Raw genomic sequence first — 19,886 nt, forward strand, 5'->3', positions numbered from 1 at the left:
CCCCTCGCCGGATCGACGGAGTCGCTTGACATCGACTATTCACTGGATGAATAGTTGGCCAGGTGTCCACGTCGCACGTGCTGCTCGGGTTGCTGGCCGCCGGCAACCGGCACGGCTACGAGCTGAAGCGCGCCCACGACACCCGGCTGCCCCGGGCCAAGCCGCTCGCCTTCGGCCAGGTCTACGCCACCCTGGGGCGCCTGCAACGGGACGGCCTGGTGGTCACCGCCGGTCAGGAACGCGAGGCCGGCCCCGACCGGACCGCCTACGCGCTCACCGACCAGGGCCGGGCCGCGCTCGCCGGCTGGCTCGCCGCCGTCGAGCCACCCATGCCGTACGTGACCAGCGCGCTGTTCACCAAGGTCGCGGTGGCGTTGCTGGTCGCCGACCTGAACGCGGCCCGGTCCTACCTGATCGCCCAGGCGCGGGCGCACACCGACCGGCTGCGCGAACTCACCGCCGTCAAGACGGCACCCTCGACCACCCTCGATGACGTCGTCGCCGTCGACTACGCCGTCGCTCACCTCGACGCCGACCTGAGGTGGCTGCGCACCACCCTGGCCCGCGTCGCCGACTGGCACCGGGAGGTGCACCCGTGAGCCGACTCCAGGCCCGCGACGTGGTCCGGTCGTACGGCCCGACACCGGCCCTGCGCGGCGTCAGCCTCGACGTCGCCGACGGCGAGATCGTCGCCGTGACCGGACCCAGCGGCTGCGGCAAGTCCACCCTGCTGCACTGCCTCGCCGGCATCCTGCGCCCCGACGAGGGGGCGGTGCGCTGGAACGGCGAGCGGATCGACACCTGGCCCGAGGCGGCGCGGTCCCGGCTGCGCCGTACCGAGTTCGGGGTGTTGTTCCAGTTCGGTCAGCTCGTCCCCGAGTTGACCGCGGCGGAGAACGTCGCCCTGCCCCTGCTCCTCGCCGGCACGGGGCGGCGAGAAGCAGGGCGGGCGGCGGGCGAATGGCTGGACCGCTTCGGCGTCGGGCACCTCGCCGACGTGCGCCCCGGCGCGATGTCCGGTGGGCAGCAGCAACGCTGCGCCACCGCCCGCGCCCTGGTCACCGGGCCCCGGGTGATCTTCGCCGACGAGCCGACCGGTGCCCTCGACACGCTCAGCGGCGAGGAGGTCCTCACCCAGCTCGTCCAGCTCGCCCGGGAACAGGGCACCACCATCGTCCTGGTCACCCACGAACCCCGGATCGCCGCGTACGCCGACCGCGAGGTGATGCTCCGCGACGGCGTGGTCGACCCGACGGGCCTCGGCCTGGACGAAACCCTCGTCCCGCTCCCGGCGGCCGGCCCCGGCACGGACCCCCGGTGAGGCCGGGCGTCGCGCTGCGGCTCGCCCTGGCCGGCAACCGCACCGACACCGTCCGGGTCGTGCTCACCGCGCTCAGCGCCGCCCTGGCCAGCCTCGCCGGGCTGGCCGCCCTCACCGTGCTGGCTATCCCGACCCCACCCGGCGGACGGGGCAGCAACAACTCCGAGCAGTACACCAACGCGCTGCTACGCGAGCCGGGCCTGCGCGGCGGCACGGCGGTCGCGTTGCTGCTGCTCGCCGTGCCGGTGCTCGCCCTGGCCGGGCAGTGCGTGCGGCTCGGCGCCCCGGCCCGGGACCGGCGACTCGCCGGGTTCCGGCTGGCCGGGGCCACCCCCGGGCAGGTGACCGGGCTGGTCGCGGTGGAGGCCGGGCTGGCCAGCCTGCTCGGCACCCTGGCCGGGCTGGGGACGTACCTGGTGGGCCGGGTGCTGCTGCACCGGCCCGACGCCCGGGGGCTGCTGCCGCTGCCCACCGACGTGCTGCCGTCGCCGCCGGTGATCGCGGCGGTGGTGCTCGGCCTGCCGGTGCTGGCCGGGCTGGTCGGTGTCGTCCTGCTGCGCCGGGTCACCGCGACCCCGCTCGGCGTGGTCCGGCGGACCCGCCGGGAACGTGCCCCGAGGCCGTGGGCCGGGCTGCTGATCCTGGCCGGGCCGATCGCGTTCGGCCTGCTCGCCCCGATCAACAGGTGGTACGCCGACCGTGCTCAGGACCCACCGGCGCTGCTGGAGCCGGCGCTGATGGCCGGCGGTGCGCTGGCCGCGCTGGTCGGGGTGGTGGTCGGCACCGGCTGGCTGTCGTACACGGCCGGGCGGCTGCTGCACCGGTGGGGTCGCGGGGCGGCCGTGCTGCTGGCCGCCCGTCGGTTGACCGCCGACCCGTGGGCCGGCAGCCGGACCCTGGCCGCCCTGCTGGCGGCGGTGATCGTGGGGGCGGGTGCGGCCGGGCTCCGGGCCTCGATGATCGCCGACATGGCGGCGAACCGGGCCACCGGCCAGGGCCTGGCCGGCGGTGAAGACTTCTACCTGAACACGATGGACCTGGTCGACCGGGCCGCCCAGCTGGCCGTGGCGCTGGCCGCCGGTGGCCTGGTCGTCGCCCTGGTCGAGGGGATCGTCGCCCGCCGCCGGACGTATGCGGCGCTGGTCGCCTCCGGGGTCCCCCGCAGCGTCATCGGCCGGTCCGTCGGCTGGCAGGCGCTGGCCCCGGCGGTGCCGGCCATCGTATTGGCGCTCGCCAGTGGCCTGCTGCTCATCTGGGGCGTCGCGGGCCGCCCACGCACCTACGGGGCGCACTCCTTCCAGGTGTGCACGGGCGACGCCGTCCGGTGCGCCGACCCGTCGGCCCTGCGCACCGTGTGGGTGCCCGAGGTCGTGGTGACACCCGAGCTGCCGTGGGCGCAACTCGCCTGGGTCGGTGCGGGTGCCCTGGTCGCCGTGCTGGTCACGGTCGGTGTCGGCCTGCTCTTCCTGCGGATGAGCACCGCCGTCGAGGAACTCCGCACCGGCTGACCGCGATCAGCCGGTGCGCAGCGGCAACCGCCCGCCGGTCCCGGGCCGGCCCGGCGAGCGTTGCCGGCCCGCCGAGCGTTGCCGGCCCGCCGAGCGCTGCCAGCCCCCGGCCGGCCCGGGGACCCGCCCCGGCCCGGCGGGGACCGGTGGCGGCGGTCAGGCGCGGCCCAGCCGGTCGAGGATCCAGGCGTTGATGAACGCCTCCTCACGCCAGGCGTCGTACCGGCCGCTGGGGCCACCGTGGCCGGCACCCATCTCCGTCTTGAGCAGGTAGTCGCCCTGCGGGGCCACCGCCCGCAGCCGGGCGATCCACTTGGCCGGCTCGTGGTAGAGCACCCGGGTGTCGTTGAGGCTGGTCACCGCCAGGATCGCCGGATAGTCCACGGGGGCGACGTTCTCGTACGGGGTGTACGACTTCATGTACGCGTACACCTCCGGGTCGGCGAGCGGGTTGCCCCACTCCTCCCACTCGGTGACCGTCAACGGCAGCGACGGGTCGAGGATCGAGGTGAGCGCGTCCACGAAGGGCACCTGCGCGACGATCCCGGTGAACGCGTCCGGGGCGAGGTTGGCCACCGCGCCCATCAGCAGGCCGCCGGCCGAGGCACCCCGGGCGACCAGCCGGTCGGCCGCCGTCCACCCGGACTTGACCAGGTGCCGGGCGCAGGCGACGAAGTCGGTGAAGGTGTTCTTCTTGGCCAGCAGCTTGCCCTCGTCGTACCACCGGCGGCCCAGTTCACCGCCGCCCCGGATGTGCGCGACGGCGAACACCACGCCCCGGTCGAGCAGGCTGAGCCGGGCGACGGAGAACCACGGGTCCATGCTGGCCTCGTACGAGCCGTACCCGTAGATCACGGCGGGGGCGGAGCCGTCGCGTGGGGTGTCCCGGCGGCAGACCAGCGAGATCGGCACCCGGGTGCCGTCGTCGGCGAGCGCCCACTCGCGGTGCTGCTCGTAGTCGGCCGGGTCGTACGCGCGGCCGTCCGGGCCGGGGAGCACCGGCTTGCTGCGGCGCAGCGTCAGCTCCCGGGTGACCAGGTCGTAGTCGTAGACCGAGTCGGGGGTGACCAGCGAGGTGTAGCGGAACCGGAGCTGCCGGGTGCGGTATTCCGGGTTGGCGTCCAGGCCGACACTGTGGATCGGCTCGGGGAACTCGATGTCGTGGCCGTCGCCGCCGCCGACGGGGAGCACCCGCAGCCCGGTCAGGCCGTTGCTGCGCAGCGAGACGACCAGGTGGTCGGCGAACGCGTCGACCGACTCCAGCCGGGTGCCGGGGCTGTGCGGGATCAGCGGCACCCAGTCGCCTGGCGCGTCCGCCGAGGTGTACGCCAGCGCGAAGTCCTCCGCGCCGTCGTTGTGCAGGATCAGGAAGCGGTGCCCGTGGTGCTCGACGCTGTATTCGACGCCCTGCCGGCGCGGGGCGATCACCGCCGGCTCACCTGTCGGGTTGTCGGCCGGGATGACCCGTACCTCGCTGGTGACCTTGCTGGTGCTGTCGATCAGCACGAACCGCTCGGAGCGGGTCAGCTCGACACCCACCCAGAACCGCTCGTCCTCCTCGAGGTGCACCACCACGTCCTCGCCCGACGGGGTGCCGACGGTGTGCCGCCACACCCGGTTGGGTCGCCACGCCTCGTCGACGGTGATGTAGAACAGCACGCTGGCGTCGGCCGACCAGGCGGTGCCGTAGAAGGTGTCGGGCACCTCGTCGCCGAGCAGTTCACCGGTGCTCAGGTCCTTGATCCGAAGGGTGAAGCGTTCGTCGCCGGAGAAGTCCGTCGAGTAGGCCAGCCAGCGCCCGTCGGGGCTGACGTCGAACGCGCCGAGGGAGAAGAAGTCGTGCCCTTCGGCGAGCTGGTTGCCGTCGAGCAGCACCTCCTCGCCGTCGAGCGGGGCGCCGTCCACGCTGACCGGCGGGTCGGTCTCGCCGTCGCGGACGGGGCGGCGGCAGTGCACGCCGTACTGCTGGCCCTCGACGGTGCGGGTGTAGTACCAGTGGCCGCCCTTGCGGGTGGGCACCGACAGGTCGGTCTCCTGGGTGCGCTGCTTCGTCTCGGCGAACAGCGTGCCGCGTAACGCTTCCAGGTGCGCGGTGCGCTGCTCCGTGTAGGTGTTCTCGGCGGTGAGGTGGGCGATGGTCGCCGGGTCGTCCTTGGCGGCCAGCCAGGCGTACTCGTCGACGACGGTGTCGCCGTGGTGGGTGCGCTCCGCGCGGACCTGTCGGGCGAGGGGCGGGGTGGTCTCGGTGGTCACGCCGCCACGTTACCGGCCCGTCGCGCTGCGCGGCGCGGTCGAACCACCACCCACCTCTTTAGAACATGTGTACGATGACTGTCATGTCGACGCCAGCGGGTTCGAGCGGTGCAGCGGAGATCACCCGCCGGTTGGCCGGGATCTGCGGTCCCTCCTTCGCCCGGTTCGCGGGCGCGGCGGACGAGGTCGCTGGCCGGCTCGCCCGGTGGGTGGCCGTCCCGGGTGGGCCCCGGGCGGCGGCCGAGGTGCTGCGGCTCGCCGCCCGGCACGACCTTTCGGTGGTGCCCCGGGGCGCGGGCACGAAGATCGACTGGGGTGCCGCGCCGGCCCGGGTCGACATCATGCTCGACACCGGCCGGCTCGCCGGGGTCGGCCACCAGCCGGCGGCCTCCCCGGTGGTCGAGGTGGGTGCCGGCACCCCGCTGCGGGCGGTGCAGGCCACCCTGGAACGCGCCGGCCGTCGGCTGGCCCTCGACCCGCCGTCCCCCGGTGCCACCCTCGGTGGGGTGCTCGCCGCCGACGAGTCCGGTCCGCTGCGGCACCGGCACGGCACCCCCTGTGCGCAGCTCGTCGGCCTGCGGTGGTTGGACGCCGACGGTGAGCTGGTCAGTGCCGGCCGCAGCGCCGCGGAGCTGTCCGGGGTGAGCGCACCCGTCGGTCTCGACCTGGGCCGGTTGCTCTGCGGTTCGCAGGGCGGGCTGGGCGTGCTCGTCTCGGCGACGCTGCACGCGCAGGCGCTGCCGGCGAGCCAGGTCTGGGTGTCCCGGCCGGTGTGGAGCCCGCTGGAGGTGCACGACCTGGTCCGGGCGGTGTTCGCCGCCGACCTCGACCCGGCGGCCGTCGAGCTGGACCTGCCGGCCACCGGGTCCCCACCGCGCCCGGTCGCCGCCCCGGCGGCGGGCGCGACGTCGGGGCCGCCCGGTCGGCCGATGTCCGCCGCCGAGGCGGCGGCCCGGGCCAACCATCCCGCGATGTCCGGCCGGCGGGCCGATCCGCCGCCCGCCCGGGGCAGCGCCGGTGAGCTGGCGATCCTGCTGGAGGGTGACCGGTCCGAGGTGGCCGAGCGGGCCGACCGCCTGTTGGCCGTGCTCGGTGGCGCGGCGAGCGTCGCCCCGTTCGCCCCGGCCTGGTGGGGGCGCTACCCGTTCGCCCCGGGCGACACCGCGTTGCGGGTCGAGGCCCCGACCAAGGATCTGCACGCCGCCGTCTACGCGTTGCGCGACGCCGCCGGCACGCCCCTGTCGGTACGCGGCTGCGCCGGTGCGGGTGTGGTGCACGCCGCGCTGCCCGGATCGTTCCCCGTCGACCGGGTGGCCGGCATCCTGGCCGCCGTCCGGGGGGTGTTGCTCGCCCGCCGGGGCCGGTGCGTGGTGGTCGCCGCTCCCGCTGCGGTCCGCCGTGAGGTCGACGTGTGGGGTGAGGCGGCGGTGATCCCCCGGCTGCGGGAGGCGAAGGAGCACCTCGACCCGCACCGCCGGCTCGCCCCCGGCCGCCTCCCCGGCGGCCTCTGATCAACCCCCGGCGGTCTCTGACCAGCCCTGGCGGCCTCTGGGTGTCGAGGGGATCGGGGGTGGATCAGGAGAGGGCGTCGTTGCGCAGCACCAGGATGGCGATGTCGTCGCGGGGTGACTCGACCGAAAAGTTGATCGCGGTGGCCCGCAGTCGCGCCGCGACCACGTCGGCGGAGTAGCCGGCCAGCGGCGCGGCGGCCTCCCGGAGCCGCTCGGTGCCGAAGAGTTCCCGGCCGCGTCGCCGCTCGGTCACCCCGTCGGTATAGAAGATCAGCGCATCGCCCGGCGCGAGCAGGATCTCCTCCGCCGGTGAGGTGATCGAGTCGAGCAGGCCGAGCGCGGTTCCTCCGGTCCCGACGAAGTTCGCCCCGCCGGGACCGTGCAACAGCACCGGTCGGTCGTGCCCGGCCAGGTGCAGCGAGACGTCGAGCCCGTCGCCGTCGCCCGGCCCGACCGCCGCCAGGGCCAGCGTGCAGTAGCGTCCCCCGCCGCGCTCGACAAGCGTGTCGTTGAGCCGGGCCAGCACCTCGGGCAGCGGCTTGCCGTCCCCGACGAGCACCCGGATCACGTCCCGGACCAGCCCGGTCACCGCCGCCGCCTGCACCCCCTTGCCGGACACGTCGCCGACCACCACCAGCCAGCGCCCGTCCGGCAGCGGCACCACGTCGTAGAAGTCGCCGCCGACCTCGGCCTCGTCCCCGGTCGGGACGTACTCGGCGGCGAAGCCGACGCCCTCGACGACCGGGAGCACCGGCGGCAGCAGCGACTGTTGGAGGGTCTGCGCCACCCGACGCCGTTCGGCGTGGATCCGGGCGTTCTCGATGGCGAGGCCGGCCCGCCGGGCCACGTCCTCCAGCACCGCCACCTCGTCGGCGTCGTGCCGGTGCCGTTGGTGCCGGCCCACGGCCAGGGTGCCGAGCTTCTGGCTGCGGGCGACCAGCGGCACGGCGAAGCCCTCCATCGGCCCACCGAGCGGCACCTGGGACCCGGTGCGCGACGCCTCGCGCAGCCGGGCCTGGACCGAGTCCGGGCCGGATTCCTGGAGCACCTTGTGCAGTTGGGGCAGGACCGACTCGTCGGCGTGGCTGCACGCGGCCAGCTTGAGCCGGCCCCACTCGTCGGTGGTGTGCACCGCGCACCACTGGCCGAGCCGGGGCACCACCAGTTGCGGGATCAGCGCCATGGTCAGGTCCACGTCGAGCGACTGGGCGAGCAGTTCGCTGGCCTCGGCGAGGAAGGTCAGCCAGGCCGAGCGGCGGACGTCGGCGCGGCGCAGCCGGTCGTTCTCCAGGTGCAGCGAGAGCCGTTCGGCGGCGAGTACGGCCAACGGCCGGGCGTACGCCGACGGTGCGGCGTCCAGCTCCAACTCCCCACCGTACGGTCGGTGCACCGCCAGCGGCACCCGGAGCAGCTCGTTGCCGGCGCGCGGCTGGCGGCCGTACCGGGCCAGCACCTGCGGGCCCTCTCCCTCGCCCCGGTCGAGCCGGATCACCCCGCCGGCCGCGCCCACCATCTCGGCGACCCGGGTGAGCAGGTCGGTGGCGAACTCGGGCAGCGGTTCGTCGGCGTACGGGTCGGGCCTGGTCTGGGTCAGTTCGCTCATCGCTGCGGCGCTCGGTGCGGTGGTCGCCAGGTCGCTCTCGGCCTGCCCGGGTGGCGGGTACGGGGACAGCGGCCCGTCGCTGTGGTCGCCGTGGCGGTCCAGCCGGAACCACACCCCTTTGCCGGTGGGTAGGTAGGTGGTGCCCCAGCGGCTGGCGAAGTGGTCGACGAGCAGCAGCCCGCGCCCCCGGGCGGAGACCTCGCCGATCTCGTCGGTGTCGTTGCGGCTGCCGACGATCAGCTCGTCGACCGGCCCTGCGGCGAAGTCGGAGACGGTGACGGTCAGGCCGATCCGGTCGGCGACGACCTCGATGTCCAGTTCGGTGCGGGCGTGCTCGACGGCGTTGGTGGACAGTTCGGTGGTGAGCAGCAGTGCCTCGTTGAGCAGTTCGTCGAGGTCCGCCTCGGCGAGCACGGAGCGGACGACGGCGCGGGCGGCGGCCGGGGTGCGCCGGTCGGCGGGCAGTCGGACGCGCCGGACGTGCTCGTCCCGTCCCGCGTCTGTCCCGGCCCCCGGCTCCGTTGACACCCCCGTATCCTCTACCGCGACCGCCCGGGTGCCAAGCCGCACCACGCACCGTCACACCTGTCGCACCGATCGGCAGGTTGACGACACCCCGTCGTCGGGTGCGGGTCGGCGACCAACGGCTACGTGTCGACCTGTGGTGGTGGCGGGGTCGGGCCGGGTGCCGGGACCGCGTCCCGCCTGCGGTGTCGCTGTCGGGGCGGTGGTGGCACCGGCAGGGACATGTCGGGCACGTCGTGTCCGCTGCCCGGGTCCGGACGCGGGCACAATGAGGGAAAGTCGGCGTGTCGGCACGCCGGGGACCCTCCGAGCTGAGCGAGGAAAGATGACCGCGAAACAGTCGGTGACGGCGGACGTGTCCGCTTCCGAGCATGACGCGCTCCTCGGTGAGCTGTCGGAGGCGCTGCGGCGGGTCGGCCGGGGTGACTTCAAGGTGCGGCTGCCCCGGCGCGCGGGTGCGGCCGGTGAGGTGGCGGACGCCTTCAACGAGGTGGTGTCGCTCCAGGAACGGCAGCACCTGGACCTGCGCCGGATCAGTCGGGTGGTGGGCCGGGACGGCCGGCTGACCGAGCGCCTCGACGAGGAGGGCCTGGACGGCTCCTGGGCGGAGGGCCAGCGGGCGGTCAACTCGTTGATCGACGACCTGGGCCGGCCGACCACCGAGATCGCCCGGGTGATCATGGCGGTGGCCGACGGTGACCTCTCCCAGCACATGGAGTTGGAGATCGACGGTCGCCCGCTGCGCGGTGAGTACCTGCGGATCGGCCGGACGGTCAACACGATGGTCGGGCAGCTCTCGTCGTTCTCCAACGAGGTGACCCGGGTGGCCCGGGAGGTGGGCACCGAGGGCAAGTTGGGTGGTCAGGCGGACGTGCGGGGTGTCGCCGGCACCTGGAAGGACCTCACCGACTCGGTGAACACCATGGCGTCGAACCTGACCGGTCAGGTGCGGTCGATCTCGCAGGTGGCGACGGCGGTGGCCCGGGGTGACCTGTCGCAGAAGATCACGGTCGGGGCGCGCGGCGAGGTCGCCGAGCTGGCCGACACGATGAACTCGCTGACCGACACGTTGCGCCTGTTCGCCGAGCAGGTGACCCGGGTGGCGCGGGAGGTGGGCACCGAGGGCAAGCTCGGTGGGCAGGCCGACGTGCCGAACGTCGCGGGCACCTGGAAGGACCTCACCGACAGCGTCAACTCGATGGCGTCGAACCTGACCTCTCAGGTGCGTAACATCGCGCAGGTCTCGACGGCGGTGGCCCGGGGTGACCTGAGCCAGAAGATCACCGTGGCGGCGCAGGGCGAGATCCTGGAGCTGAAGGACACCGTGAACACGATGGTGGACCAGCTGTCGTCGTTCGCCGACGAGGTGACCCGGGTGGCCCGCGAGGTGGGCATCGAGGGCAAGTTGGGCGGTCAGGCCCAGGTACGCGGCGTCTCCGGCACCTGGCGGGACCTGACGGAGAACGTCAACCAGCTCGCCGGCAACCTGACCAGCCAGGTCCGCAACATCTCCCAGGTCTCCACGGCGGTGGCCAAGGGTGACCTGTCGCAGAAGATCACGGTGGACGCGCAGGGCGAGATCCTGGAGCTGAAGAACACCGTCAACACGATGGTCGACCAGTTGTCGTCGTTCGCCGACGAGGTGACCCGGGTGGCCCGGGAGGTGGGCACCGAGGGCAAGCTGGGCGGGCAGGCGCAGGTGAAGGGCGTCTCCGGCACCTGGCGGGATCTGACCGACAACGTGAACTCGATGGCGTCCAACCTGACGTCCCAGGTGCGCAACATCGCCTCGGTGACGACGGCGGTGGCGAAGGGCGACCTGAGTCAGAAGATCACCGTGGATGCCCGGGGTGAGATCCTGGAGCTGAAGTCCACGGTCAACACGATGGTGGACCAGCTCAGCTCGTTTGCCGACGAGGTGACCCGGGTGGCCCGGGAGGTGGGCACCGAGGGCAAGCTCGGCGGTCAGGCCCAGGTACGCGGGGTCGCCGGCACCTGGCGGGACCTCACCGACAACGTGAACTCGATGGCGTCGAACCTGACCAGTCAGGTGCGTAACATCGCGCAGGTCTCCACGGCGGTGGCCAAGGGTGACCTGTCGCAGAAGATCACCGTGGACGCGCAGGGCGAGATCCTGGAGCTGAAGAACACGGTCAACACGATGGTGGACCAGCTCAGCTCGTTTGCCGACGAGGTGACCCGGGTGGCCCGGGAGGTGGGCACCGAGGGCAAGCTCGGCGGTCAGGCGCAGGTCAAGGGTGTCTCGGGCACCTGGCGGGATCTCACCGACAACGTGAACTCGATGGCGTCCAACCTGACGTCCCAGGTGCGCAACATCGCCTCGGTGACCACGGCGGTCGCCAAGGGCGACCTCGGTCAGAAGATCACGGTGGACGCGCAGGGCGAGATCCTGGAGCTGAAGAACACCGTGAACACGATGGTCGACCAGCTCAGCTCGTTCGCCGACGAGGTGACCCGGGTGGGTCGCGAGGTCGGCATCGAGGGCAAGCTGGGCGGTCAGGCCCAGGTCAAGGGCGTGAGCGGCACCTGGCGGGACCTCACCGAGAACGTGAACCAGCTCGCCTCGACCCTGACCACCCAGCTGCGGGCGATCTCCCAGGTCTCCACGTCGGTGACCCGGGGCGACCTCACCCAGCGGATCGCGGTCAAGGCGCAGGGCGAGGTCGCCGAGCTGAAGGACAACATCAACCAGATGATCGTCACCCTCCGGGAGACGACCAAGAAGAACGCCGAGCAGGGCTGGCTCGACTCCAACCTGGCCCGCATCGGTGGCCTGCTCCAGGGCCAGCGGGACCTGGGCGAGGTCTGCCGCATGATCATGATGGAGGTGACCCCGCTGGTCGACGCGCAGCTCGGCGCGTTCTTCCTGGCGGACACCTCCGACGGGGTGATGCGGCTGCGGCTGACCGCCTCGTACGGGTATGTGGCGCGGGGGCACGACGTCACGTTCGGGCCCGGTGAGGGGCTGGTCGGTCAGGCGGCGCTCTCCCGCCGGACGATCCGGCTCAACGCGCTGCCCGACGGGCGGATCACCCTGCGGTCGGGGCTGGCCGAGACGCTCCCGTCCGACCTGGTGGTGCTGCCGATCCTGTTCGAGGGGGAGCTGCTCGGGGTGATCGAGTTCGCCAGCGTGGCCCGCTTCTCGGAGCTGCACCTGGCGTTCCTGGAGCGGCTGGTGCTCACCATCGGTGTCGCGGTCAACACCATCCAGGCCAACCGGCGTACGGAGGAGTTGCTGGCCCAGTCGCAGCGGCTGGCGTTGGAGTTGCAGGACCAGTCGGCGGAGTTGCAGCGCACCAACGCCGAGTTGGAGGACAAGGCGAAGCTGCTCAGTGAGCAGAAGGGCAACATCGAGACCAAGAACCGGGAGATCGAGCTGGCCCGGCTCGGCCTGGAGGAGAAGGCGCAGCAGCTCACCCGGGCGTCGGCGTACAAGTCGGAGTTCCTGGCGAACATGAGCCACGAGCTGCGTACCCCGCTGAACTCGCTGCTGCTGCTGGCCCGGTTGCTGGTGGAGAACTCGGAGCGCAACCTCACCCCGAAGCAGATCGAGTTCGCCCGGACGATCCACGGCTCGGGCTCGGACCTGCTGCGCCTGATCGACGACATCCTGGACCTGTCCAAGATCGAAGCCGGTCGGATGGACGTCGAGCCGACGGAGATCCGGTTCGCCGAGATCCGCAACTACGTGGAGCAGGCGTTCGCCCCGCAGGCGGAGGACAAGAACCTCGACTTCCAGGTGCGGGTGGCCAAGGAGTTGCCGCCGGCCCTGGTGACCGACGCCCAACGGTTGCAGCAGATCCTGCGCAACATGCTCTCCAACGCGGTGAAGTTCACCGACAACGGCGCGGTCACCCTGCGGATCGCCCCGGCGGCGGAGAACGCGGTCTTCGACGTGCCGGCGTTGACCAACGCCCGCCAGGTGATCGCCTTCACCGTGATCGACACCGGCATCGGCATCTCCGACGACAAGCTGAGCATCATCTTCGAGGCGTTCCAGCAGGCCGACGGCACCACCAGCCGACGGTACGGCGGCACCGGGCTGGGCCTGTCGATCAGTCGGGACCTGGCCCGGCTGATCGGCGGCACGATCACCGTGACCTCCGCGCCGGGGCAGGGTTCGACGTTCACCCTCTTCGTACCGGATGTGCTGGCGCCGGACGCGGTGGTGGCGCCGCAGTCACCGTCGCCGGAGCGTGCGGGCCTGCCGGCGTCGCTGCTGATGCCGCCGATGGAGTTGCTGCCGGCGCCGGAGGCCCCGGCCACCCGGCAGTTGGACGGCGCGACGGTACTGATCGTCGACGACGACGTACGCAACGTGTTCGCGTTGACCAGCGCGTTGGAACTGCACGGGATGACCGTGCTGTACTCGGACAACGGCGCGGACGGGGTTCGCGTGCTGGCCGAGCATCCGGAGGTGGACATCGTGCTGATGGACGCCATGATGCCCGACCAGGACGGTTACGAGACGACCCGGCAGATCCGCCGGAACCACCGCTTCGCGGACCTGCCGATCGTCTTCCTCACCGCGAAGGCGATGCCCGGCGACCGGGAGTCGGCGCTGGCGGCCGGGGGTAGCGACTACATCACCAAGCCGGTGGACCTGGACGGGCTGATCGAGCGGATGGCGTCCTGGATCAGTGGCAGCCGAGACAAGGAGAATTCGTGACCCAGACTGCCAAGGCGCTGCTGGTCGACGACCGTCGGGAGAACCTGATGGCCCTGGAGGCGATCCTCCAAGGGCTCCCGGTGCAGTCGGTGGCCGTGGAGAGCGGTGAGGCGGCGCTGAAGCAACTGCTGGTGGACGACTTCGCGGTCATCCTGCTGGACGCCCAGATGCCCGACATGGACGGCTTCGAGACGGCCAGTCACATCAAGCGCCGGGAGCGGACCCGGCACGTGCCGATCATCTTCCTCACCGCCGCCGACAAGGACGCCCAGTTGGCGCTGCGCGGCTATGCGGTCGGCGCGGTGGACTACCTGACCAAGCCGTTCGACCCGTGGGTGTTGCGGGCGAAGGTGTCGGTGTTCGTGGAGCTGTGGGTGAAGACCCGGCAGTTGGCGGCGCAGTCCGACGTGGTGCGTGAGCGTGACGCCCAGTGGCGGGTGCTCACCGACGCGGTGGACGCGGCGGCCACCCTGCTGCGGGTCGAGGACGACCCGGAGGCCCGGCAGCGTGCCCTGGACATCCTGGAGCAGGCCCGCTGGGGCAACACCGCCTGACCGACGCACCGCCCCGCCGCGCCGTCGACCGCCGGAGCGACGCACTCGTCATGCGTCGGCCGACGGATGCCGCTGCGGGCAGTCCACCGACGGGGCGACGCCGGAGCGTCAGGCGGCGGGTGGGTCGGCGTGGCCGGTGGTCGCCCGCCGGGCCCGCCAGCGTTCGCCGAGCGAGTCGAGTTCCTCCTGGATGAAATAGAAGAAGTCCCGCATCTCGGCCACCCGTTCGCCGCCCGGGGTGGCGGTGCCGCCCAGCGCGGTGACGCCCGCGTCGGCGATGTCGATGAAGTTCTTGTAGAGGCCGGTCTTGGTGATGGTGCCCTCGTACCAGGGGTTGTCGGGCAGCCGGTAGTGGTCCCGGCGCGAGCGCGGGACCGGTTCGCGGACCAGCATGCTGACCTGGGTCAGGTGGCGTACCGCGCCGGATACGGCTGCCGCGCTGACGCCGAGCCGCTCGCCGATCTGGGCGGCGGTCAGCGGGCCGTCGGCGCTCATCACGGCGAACAGCACCCGGGCGGACATCCGGGGGAAGCCGACGTCCGCGAAGGCCATCGCCATCCGTTCGACGAAGAGGTGGACCTCGTCGTCGTGGCCGGGTCGACGGTCGTCAGGCATCGGACGCTGCTCCTCGGGCTCGGGACGGTTCAGGCGATGGTGCCGCACCGAACAGAGTCTTCACAACTTTGTGAAACAAGTGTAGCTTCCGAATTGTGGAAACTCCGATAGCGGTGACCGGCCTGGTGAAGACCTTCGGCCGCACCCGGGCCCTCGACGGGCTCGACCTGAACGTCCGGGCCGGTGAGGTGCACGGCTTCCTCGGCCCGAACGGCGCCGGCAAGTCGACCGCCATCCGGGTCCTGCTCGGGCTGCTGCGGGCGGACGCGGGGGCCGTCCGACTGCTCGACGGTGACCCGTGGCGCGACGCCGTCACGCTGCACCGCCGCCTGGCGTACGTGCCGGGCGACGTCACCCTCTGGCCGCAGCTCTCCGGCGGCGAGGTGATCGACCTGCTCGGACGGATGCGCGGCGGGCTCGACCCGAAGCGCCGCGCCGAGCTGCTCGCGTCGTTCGAGCTGGACCCCCGCAAGAAGGGGCGCACCTACTCCAAGGGCAACCGGCAGAAGGTCGGCCTGGTCGCCGCGCTCGCCTCCGACGTCGAACTGCTCATCCTCGACGAGCCCACCTCCGGGCTGGACCCGCTGATGGAGGAGGTGTTCCAGCACTGGATCGACCGGGCCCGCCGCGACGGCCGTACCGTGCTGCTGTCCAGCCATATCCTGGCCGAGGTGGAGGCGCTCTGCGACCGGGTGACGATCATCCGCAACGGCCGCCACGTCGAGACCGGCACCCTGACCGAGCTGCGTCACCTGCACCGCACCGCGATCGACGCCGAACTGGCCGGCCCGGTCGACGGCCTGGCCGACCTGCCCGGCGTGCACGACCTGCGGGTCGACGGCGACCGGGTCCGCTTCGCCGTCGACACCGTCGCGCTGGACACCGCGCTGCGCCGGCTCACCGAGATCGGGGTACGCAGCCTGGTCAGCCAGCCGCCGACGCTGGAGGAGCTGTTCCTACGCCACTACGAGACCCCGGCCCCCGAGACCCCGGCCTCGGCCGCGCCGGGCAGCACCGCGTCGGGCAGCACCGCGCCCGGCGGCACCGCGCCGGGCAGCGACCAGCCGACGGGGGTACGGCGATGAGCACCCTCACCGGCACCGGTCACCTGGCCCGGCTGATCCTGCGCCGGGACCGGATCGTCCTCCCGCTCTGGGTGCTGCTGCTGGCCGTCCTGCCGGTGTCCTACGCGGGCAGCTTCTTCGCGCTGTTCCCCACCGCCGCCGAGCGGGCCGCGTACGTCACCGGCACCGCCCGCAACCCGTCGGTGGTGGCCCTGCTCGGCCCGGTCTACGGCGACAGCGTCGGCGCGTTGACCGCCCAGCGGGGCGGCTTCCTCCAGGTGATCGTCGGGCTGGCCGCCCTGCTCACCGTCATCCGGCACACCCGCACCGAGGAGGAGGCCGGTCGACGGGAACTGCTCGGCGCGACCGTCCTCGGCCGGTACGCCGGGCTCACCGCCGCGCTGCTGGTGACGTACGCGGCCAGCCTGCTGCTCGGCCTGCTCACCGCCGCCGGGTTGGCCGCCACCGGGCTGCCGGCGACCGGCTCGCTGGCGTACGGGCTGTCGGCGGCGCTGGTGGGGGTGGTCTTCGCCACGGTGGGCGGGTTGGCCGCCCAGCTCACCCAGACCGCCGGTGGGGCCCGCGGAATCGCCGTCGGGGTGCTCGGGGTGGCGTTCACGCTCCGGCTGGTCGGGGACACCTCCGAGCACGGGTGGCCGAGTTGGCTCTCCCCGCTGGGTTGGGCCGCACGCATCCGCGCCTACGCGGGGGAGCGCTGGTGGGTGCTGGCCCTGCCGGTCGCGCTGACCGTGCTGCTGGCCGTGGTGGCGTACCCGGTATCGGTGCGGCGGGACCTCGGGGCCGGCGTGCTGCCGTCGCGGCCGGGTCCGGCGCGGGCCGGGCAGGTGCTGTCCGGGCCGTTCGGGTTGGCCTGGCGGCTGCACCGGGGGCCACTGCTGGGCTGGTCGGTGGGCTTCCTCCTGCTCGGGTCGGTCGTCGGTGGCGCGGCCGAGGCGGCCGGCCGGTCGGTCGCCGGCAACGCCGCGTTGGAGCAGGTGATGGCCCGGCTGGGTGGCGCGTCGGGGCTGGCCGAGGCGTACCTGGGGGTGTCGTTGGGGGTGGCCGGGCTGGCCGCCGCCGGCTACGGCGTCCAGGCGGCGTTGCGGATGCGGTCGGAGGAGGCCGCCGGGCGGGCCGAGCCGGTGCTGGCCACCGGGGTGCACCGGTCGACCTGGCTCGCCTCACACCTGGTGTTCGTCCTGCTGGGGCCGGTGGTGGTGCTGGCGTTGGTCGGGCTGGCGGCCGGCCTGACCTACGGGCTCAGCATCGGTGACGTGCCGGGGCAGCTGCCCCGGATGCTCGGTGCCGGCCTGGCGCAGGTGCCGGCGGCCTGGGTGCTCGCCGGCCTGGCGGTGCTGCTGTACGGCCTGTTGCCCCGGCTCTCCCCGGCGGCCTGGGCGGTGCTCGCGGTGGTGGTGCTGCTCGGTCAGCTCGGCGCGGTGCTGGAGCTGAGCCAGTGGCTGCTGGACCTGTCGCCGTTCACCCACACCCCGCAGGTGTTGCGCGCCGGCTGGAGCGTCACTCCGCTGCTGGCCCTGACCGTGCTGGCCGGGGTGTTCTGCGCGGTCGGCTTCGCGTCCTTCCGCCGCCGCGACATCCCGGTCGGCTGACGGCACGACATCTCCGGCCGGCCGACCGCGCCACGACGCGTCGGCCGGCGGGCCCCTGCCGGGGCGGGCCCGACCGGTCAGCCGGAGGGGGTCTCGTTACGGATCATCAGGGCGGAACGCAGGCCGGTGATGTCGAGGACGCGCAGCAGGAAGTCGCCCACGTTGCTCAGGATCAACAGGCACTGGGAGTGGCTGGCCTTGCGACTGAGCACGACCAGCGTGCCGAGCCCCTGCGAGTCGCAGAAGGTCACCCCGGCCAGGTCGAGCACGATGCGCGGCGGAGGCTCGGCGAGCACCTCGTTCACGACGGTCGACAGTTGGGCGGCGGTGAGCATGTCGATCTCACCGGCCAGGCGCAACACCACTTCGTCGCCAGTCCGGTGTACCGTGATGGACAGCTCGGCACGATCCACGCCGTCAGCCTAGCGCGATCCCACCAACCTGGCCCGGTGAGACGATCCGCCGTGCCGATCACCGGGCGAGCGGCAGGTCCGCCCACCGGCTCCGGTGGGGTGAGCCGGGTAACCCGGCCCCGGGGTGGCTGCGGATTCCCCGCCCGGCGCTGACACAATGGGCCGCATCGTGACCGATACCTTTTCCGCCGGGACCGGCCGCTACCCGGCCGACGCACCGGCCTCCGAGGCCCTGTTCGACCGCGCCCAGGCCATCGTGCCCGGCGGGGTCAACTCCCCTGTGCGCGCGTTCCGTGCCGTCGGTGGCACCCCGCGCTTCATGGTCCGGGGGGAGGGTCCCTGGCTGTACGACGCCGACGGGCGACGCTACGTCGACCTGGTCTGCTCGTGGGGGCCGCTGATCCTGGGCCACGCCCACCCCGAGGTGGTCGAGGCGGTGCGGGAGGCCGCCACCCTCGGCACCAGCTTCGGCACCCCCACCCCGGGTGAGGTGGAGTTGGCCGCCGAGATCGTCGAGCGCACCCCGGTCGAGCAGGTCCGGCTGGTCAACTCGGGCACCGAGGCGACCATGTCGGCGATCCGGCTGGCCCGGGGGTTCACCGGCCGATCCAAGATCATCAAGTTCGCCGGCTGCTACCACGGCCACTCCGACGGGCTGCTCGCCGCCGCCGGCTCCGGTGTCGCCACCCTCGGCCTGCCCGACTCTCCCGGGGTCACCGGCGCGGCGGCCGGCGACACCATCGTGCTGCCCTACAACGACCTCACCGCCGTCGAGGCGGCGTTCGCCGCGCAGGGGCCGCACATCGCGGCGGTCATCACCGAGGCCGCCGCCGGCAACATGGGCGTGGTCGCCCCCCGTGACGGCTTCAACTCCCGGCTCGCCGCAATCGCCCACGCCCACGGCGCGCTGCTCATCGTCGACGAGGTGATGACCGGGTTCCGGGTCTCCCGCGCCGGCTGGCACGGCCTCGACCCGTCCGACGCCGACCTGTGGACGTACGGCAAGGTGATGGGGGGCGGGCTGCCCGCCGCGGCCTTCGGCGGGCGCACGGAGATCATGTCCCGGCTCGCCCCGGCCGGCCCGGTCTACCAGGCCGGCACCCTCTCCGGTAACCCGCTGGCCTGCGCCGCCGGCCTGGCCACCCTGCGGCTGGCCGACGACGCCCTCTACCGCCGGCTCGACGACACGGCCGCCGTCGTGGGCAAGCTCGCCGCCGACGCGCTGGCCGCCGCCGGGGTCCCGCACCGCCTGTCGTACGCGGGCAGCATGTTCTCGATCTTCTTCACCGACGCCGACGTGGTCGACTACGACAGCGCCCGCACCCAGCAGGTGCCCGCGTTCAAGGCGTTCTTCCACGCGATGCTCGCCGCCGGTGTCTACCTGCCGCCGAGCGCGTTCGAGTCGTGGTTCGTGTCGGCGGCGCTCGACGACGCCGCCCTGGAGCACATCGCCGCCGCCCTGCCGGCTGCGGCGACAGCAGCGGCAGCGGCAGGCCACGGGGGGTAAAGCCAGTGAGCGCGAGGAGTGAGCCGGGTTTGCGAGCCCCGCAGTCGCGAACGAGGGGGATGCAGTGAGCAAGACCGTCGTCCACGTGCTGCGGCACGGCGAGGTGCACAACCCGGACCGGATCCTCTATGGCCGGCTGCCCGGCTTCCGGCTGTCGGAGCTGGGCGTGCAGATGGCCAAGGCCGCTGCCCAGGCCGTCGCCGAGCGGGAGGTCGTGCACGTGGTGGCCAGCCCGCTGGAACGCGCCCAGCAGACCGCAGAGCCGATCGCCGGGCAGTTCGGGCTCCCGGTCGGGGTGGACGAGCGGCTGATCGAGAGCGCCAACTGGTTCGAGGGCAAGAAGGTCTCGCCCGGGGACGGCTCGTTCCGCGACCCGCGCAACTGGTGGGTGCTGCGCGACCCGGTCACCCCGAGCTGGGGCGAGGCCTACCGGGCCATCGCCGAGCGGATGTTCGCCGGGCTGCACGCCGCCCGGGTGGCCGCCGAGGGACGCGAGGCGGTCATCGTCTCCCACCAGCTTCCCATCTGGACGCTGCGCCGCTACGTCGAGCGCAAGCGGCTCTGGCACGATCCGCGCCGCCGGCAGTGCGGGCTGGCCAGCCTCACCTCCTTCCATTTCGACGGAGCGAAGGTGGTCGGGATCGGCTACTCCGAGCCGGCCGCCCACCTGATCGCCATGTCCGCGACAGCCCGGACGGCCAAGGGGGCCTGA

General features: G+C 73.0%; 14 protein-coding genes. 10 read left to right on the forward strand and 4 right to left on the reverse strand.

The annotated features are described in order from the left end of the window. Positions 1-62: 62 nt before the first annotated feature. Genes AB0B63_RS21905 through AB0B63_RS21915 form a run of 3 tightly spaced genes read left to right on the forward strand, consistent with a single transcriptional unit; the run spans position 63 to position 2,829 of the window. The gene (locus AB0B63_RS21905) at positions 63-599 is read left to right on the forward strand and encodes a PadR family transcriptional regulator (protein ID WP_204958604.1); all 537 of its coding nucleotides are present in this window, start codon (positions 63-65) and stop codon (positions 597-599) included. Then, positions 596-1,321 carry an ABC transporter ATP-binding protein gene (locus AB0B63_RS21910; protein ID WP_204958605.1) on the forward strand — a complete coding sequence of 242 codons (726 nt, stop codon included), beginning with the start codon at positions 596-598 and terminating at the stop codon, positions 1,319-1,321. The genes AB0B63_RS21905 and AB0B63_RS21910 overlap by 4 nt, the downstream gene beginning before the upstream one ends. After that, complete coding sequence (locus tag AB0B63_RS21915; RefSeq protein WP_357021558.1) at positions 1,318-2,829, forward strand: ABC transporter permease; 1,512 nt, start codon at positions 1,318-1,320, stop codon at positions 2,827-2,829. Before AB0B63_RS21910 ends, AB0B63_RS21915 begins: the two co-directional genes overlap by 4 nt. 156 nt (positions 2,830-2,985) lie before the next feature. On the opposite strand, the gene AB0B63_RS21920 is transcribed toward AB0B63_RS21915, so the two are convergent. After that, positions 2,986-5,082 (reverse strand): S9 family peptidase, encoded by a 2,097-nt coding sequence (locus tag AB0B63_RS21920; RefSeq protein WP_357021561.1) that lies wholly within the window; start codon positions 5,080-5,082, stop codon positions 2,986-2,988. 83 nt (positions 5,083-5,165) lie between these two features. Between AB0B63_RS21920 and AB0B63_RS21925 the strand changes: the two genes are divergently transcribed. After that, entirely contained in the window at positions 5,166-6,593 is a 1,428-nt protein-coding gene (locus AB0B63_RS21925) for an FAD-binding oxidoreductase (RefSeq protein ID WP_244251568.1), read from the forward strand. A gap of 64 nt (positions 6,594-6,657) precedes the next feature. On the opposite strand, the gene AB0B63_RS21930 is transcribed toward AB0B63_RS21925, so the two are convergent. Beyond that, complete coding sequence (locus tag AB0B63_RS21930; protein ID WP_357021564.1) at positions 6,658-8,724, reverse strand: SpoIIE family protein phosphatase; 2,067 nt, start codon at positions 8,722-8,724, stop codon at positions 6,658-6,660. Between the two features lie 322 nt (positions 8,725-9,046). Here AB0B63_RS21930 and AB0B63_RS21935 point away from each other — a divergent pair, with 322 nt between their 5' ends. Together AB0B63_RS21935 and AB0B63_RS21940 are read left to right on the forward strand one after the other, a co-directional pair. After that, entirely contained in the window at positions 9,047-13,411 is a 4,365-nt protein-coding gene (locus tag AB0B63_RS21935; protein ID WP_357021567.1) for a HAMP domain-containing protein, read from the forward strand. Then, on the forward strand, positions 13,408-13,965 hold the full coding sequence (locus tag AB0B63_RS21940) for a response regulator (RefSeq protein WP_208565450.1): 558 nt from the start codon (positions 13,408-13,410) through the stop codon (positions 13,963-13,965). The genes AB0B63_RS21935 and AB0B63_RS21940 overlap by 4 nt, the downstream gene beginning before the upstream one ends. A 108-nt stretch (positions 13,966-14,073) precedes the next feature. Here AB0B63_RS21940 and AB0B63_RS21945 read toward each other — a convergent pair whose 3' ends face one another. After that, positions 14,074-14,580 (reverse strand): helix-turn-helix domain-containing protein, encoded by a 507-nt coding sequence (locus AB0B63_RS21945; RefSeq protein WP_208565451.1) that lies wholly within the window; start codon positions 14,578-14,580, stop codon positions 14,074-14,076. Between the two features lie 95 nt (positions 14,581-14,675). Between AB0B63_RS21945 and AB0B63_RS21950 the strand changes: the two genes are divergently transcribed. Then, positions 14,676-15,665 (forward strand): ABC transporter ATP-binding protein, encoded by a 990-nt coding sequence (locus AB0B63_RS21950; protein ID WP_357021571.1) that lies wholly within the window; start codon positions 14,676-14,678, stop codon positions 15,663-15,665. Next, positions 15,662-17,254: an ABC transporter permease gene (locus AB0B63_RS21955; protein ID WP_357021574.1), complete on the forward strand. Its 1,593-nt coding sequence runs from the start codon at positions 15,662-15,664 to the stop codon at positions 17,252-17,254. Before AB0B63_RS21950 ends, AB0B63_RS21955 begins: the two co-directional genes overlap by 4 nt. A gap of 77 nt (positions 17,255-17,331) precedes the next feature. Here the strand turns inward: AB0B63_RS21955 and AB0B63_RS21960 are convergent, their stop codons facing one another. Then, the gene (locus AB0B63_RS21960; protein WP_208565454.1) at positions 17,332-17,667 is read right to left on the reverse strand and encodes an STAS domain-containing protein; all 336 of its coding nucleotides are present in this window, start codon (positions 17,665-17,667) and stop codon (positions 17,332-17,334) included. A gap of 169 nt (positions 17,668-17,836) precedes the next feature. Between AB0B63_RS21960 and hemL the strand changes: the two genes are divergently transcribed. Together hemL and AB0B63_RS21970 are read left to right on the forward strand one after the other, a co-directional pair. After that, positions 17,837-19,174, forward strand: coding sequence for a glutamate-1-semialdehyde 2,1-aminomutase (gene hemL / locus AB0B63_RS21965; protein ID WP_208565455.1), 1,338 nt, complete (start codon positions 17,837-17,839; stop codon positions 19,172-19,174). Between the two features lie 64 nt (positions 19,175-19,238). Beyond that, positions 19,239-19,886, forward strand: coding sequence for a histidine phosphatase family protein (locus AB0B63_RS21970; RefSeq protein WP_208565456.1), 648 nt, complete (start codon positions 19,239-19,241; stop codon positions 19,884-19,886).

This window comes from Micromonospora sp. NPDC049081, assembly GCF_040648835.1.
Taxonomy (GTDB): domain Bacteria; phylum Actinomycetota; class Actinomycetes; order Mycobacteriales; family Micromonosporaceae; genus Micromonospora; species Micromonospora antibiotica.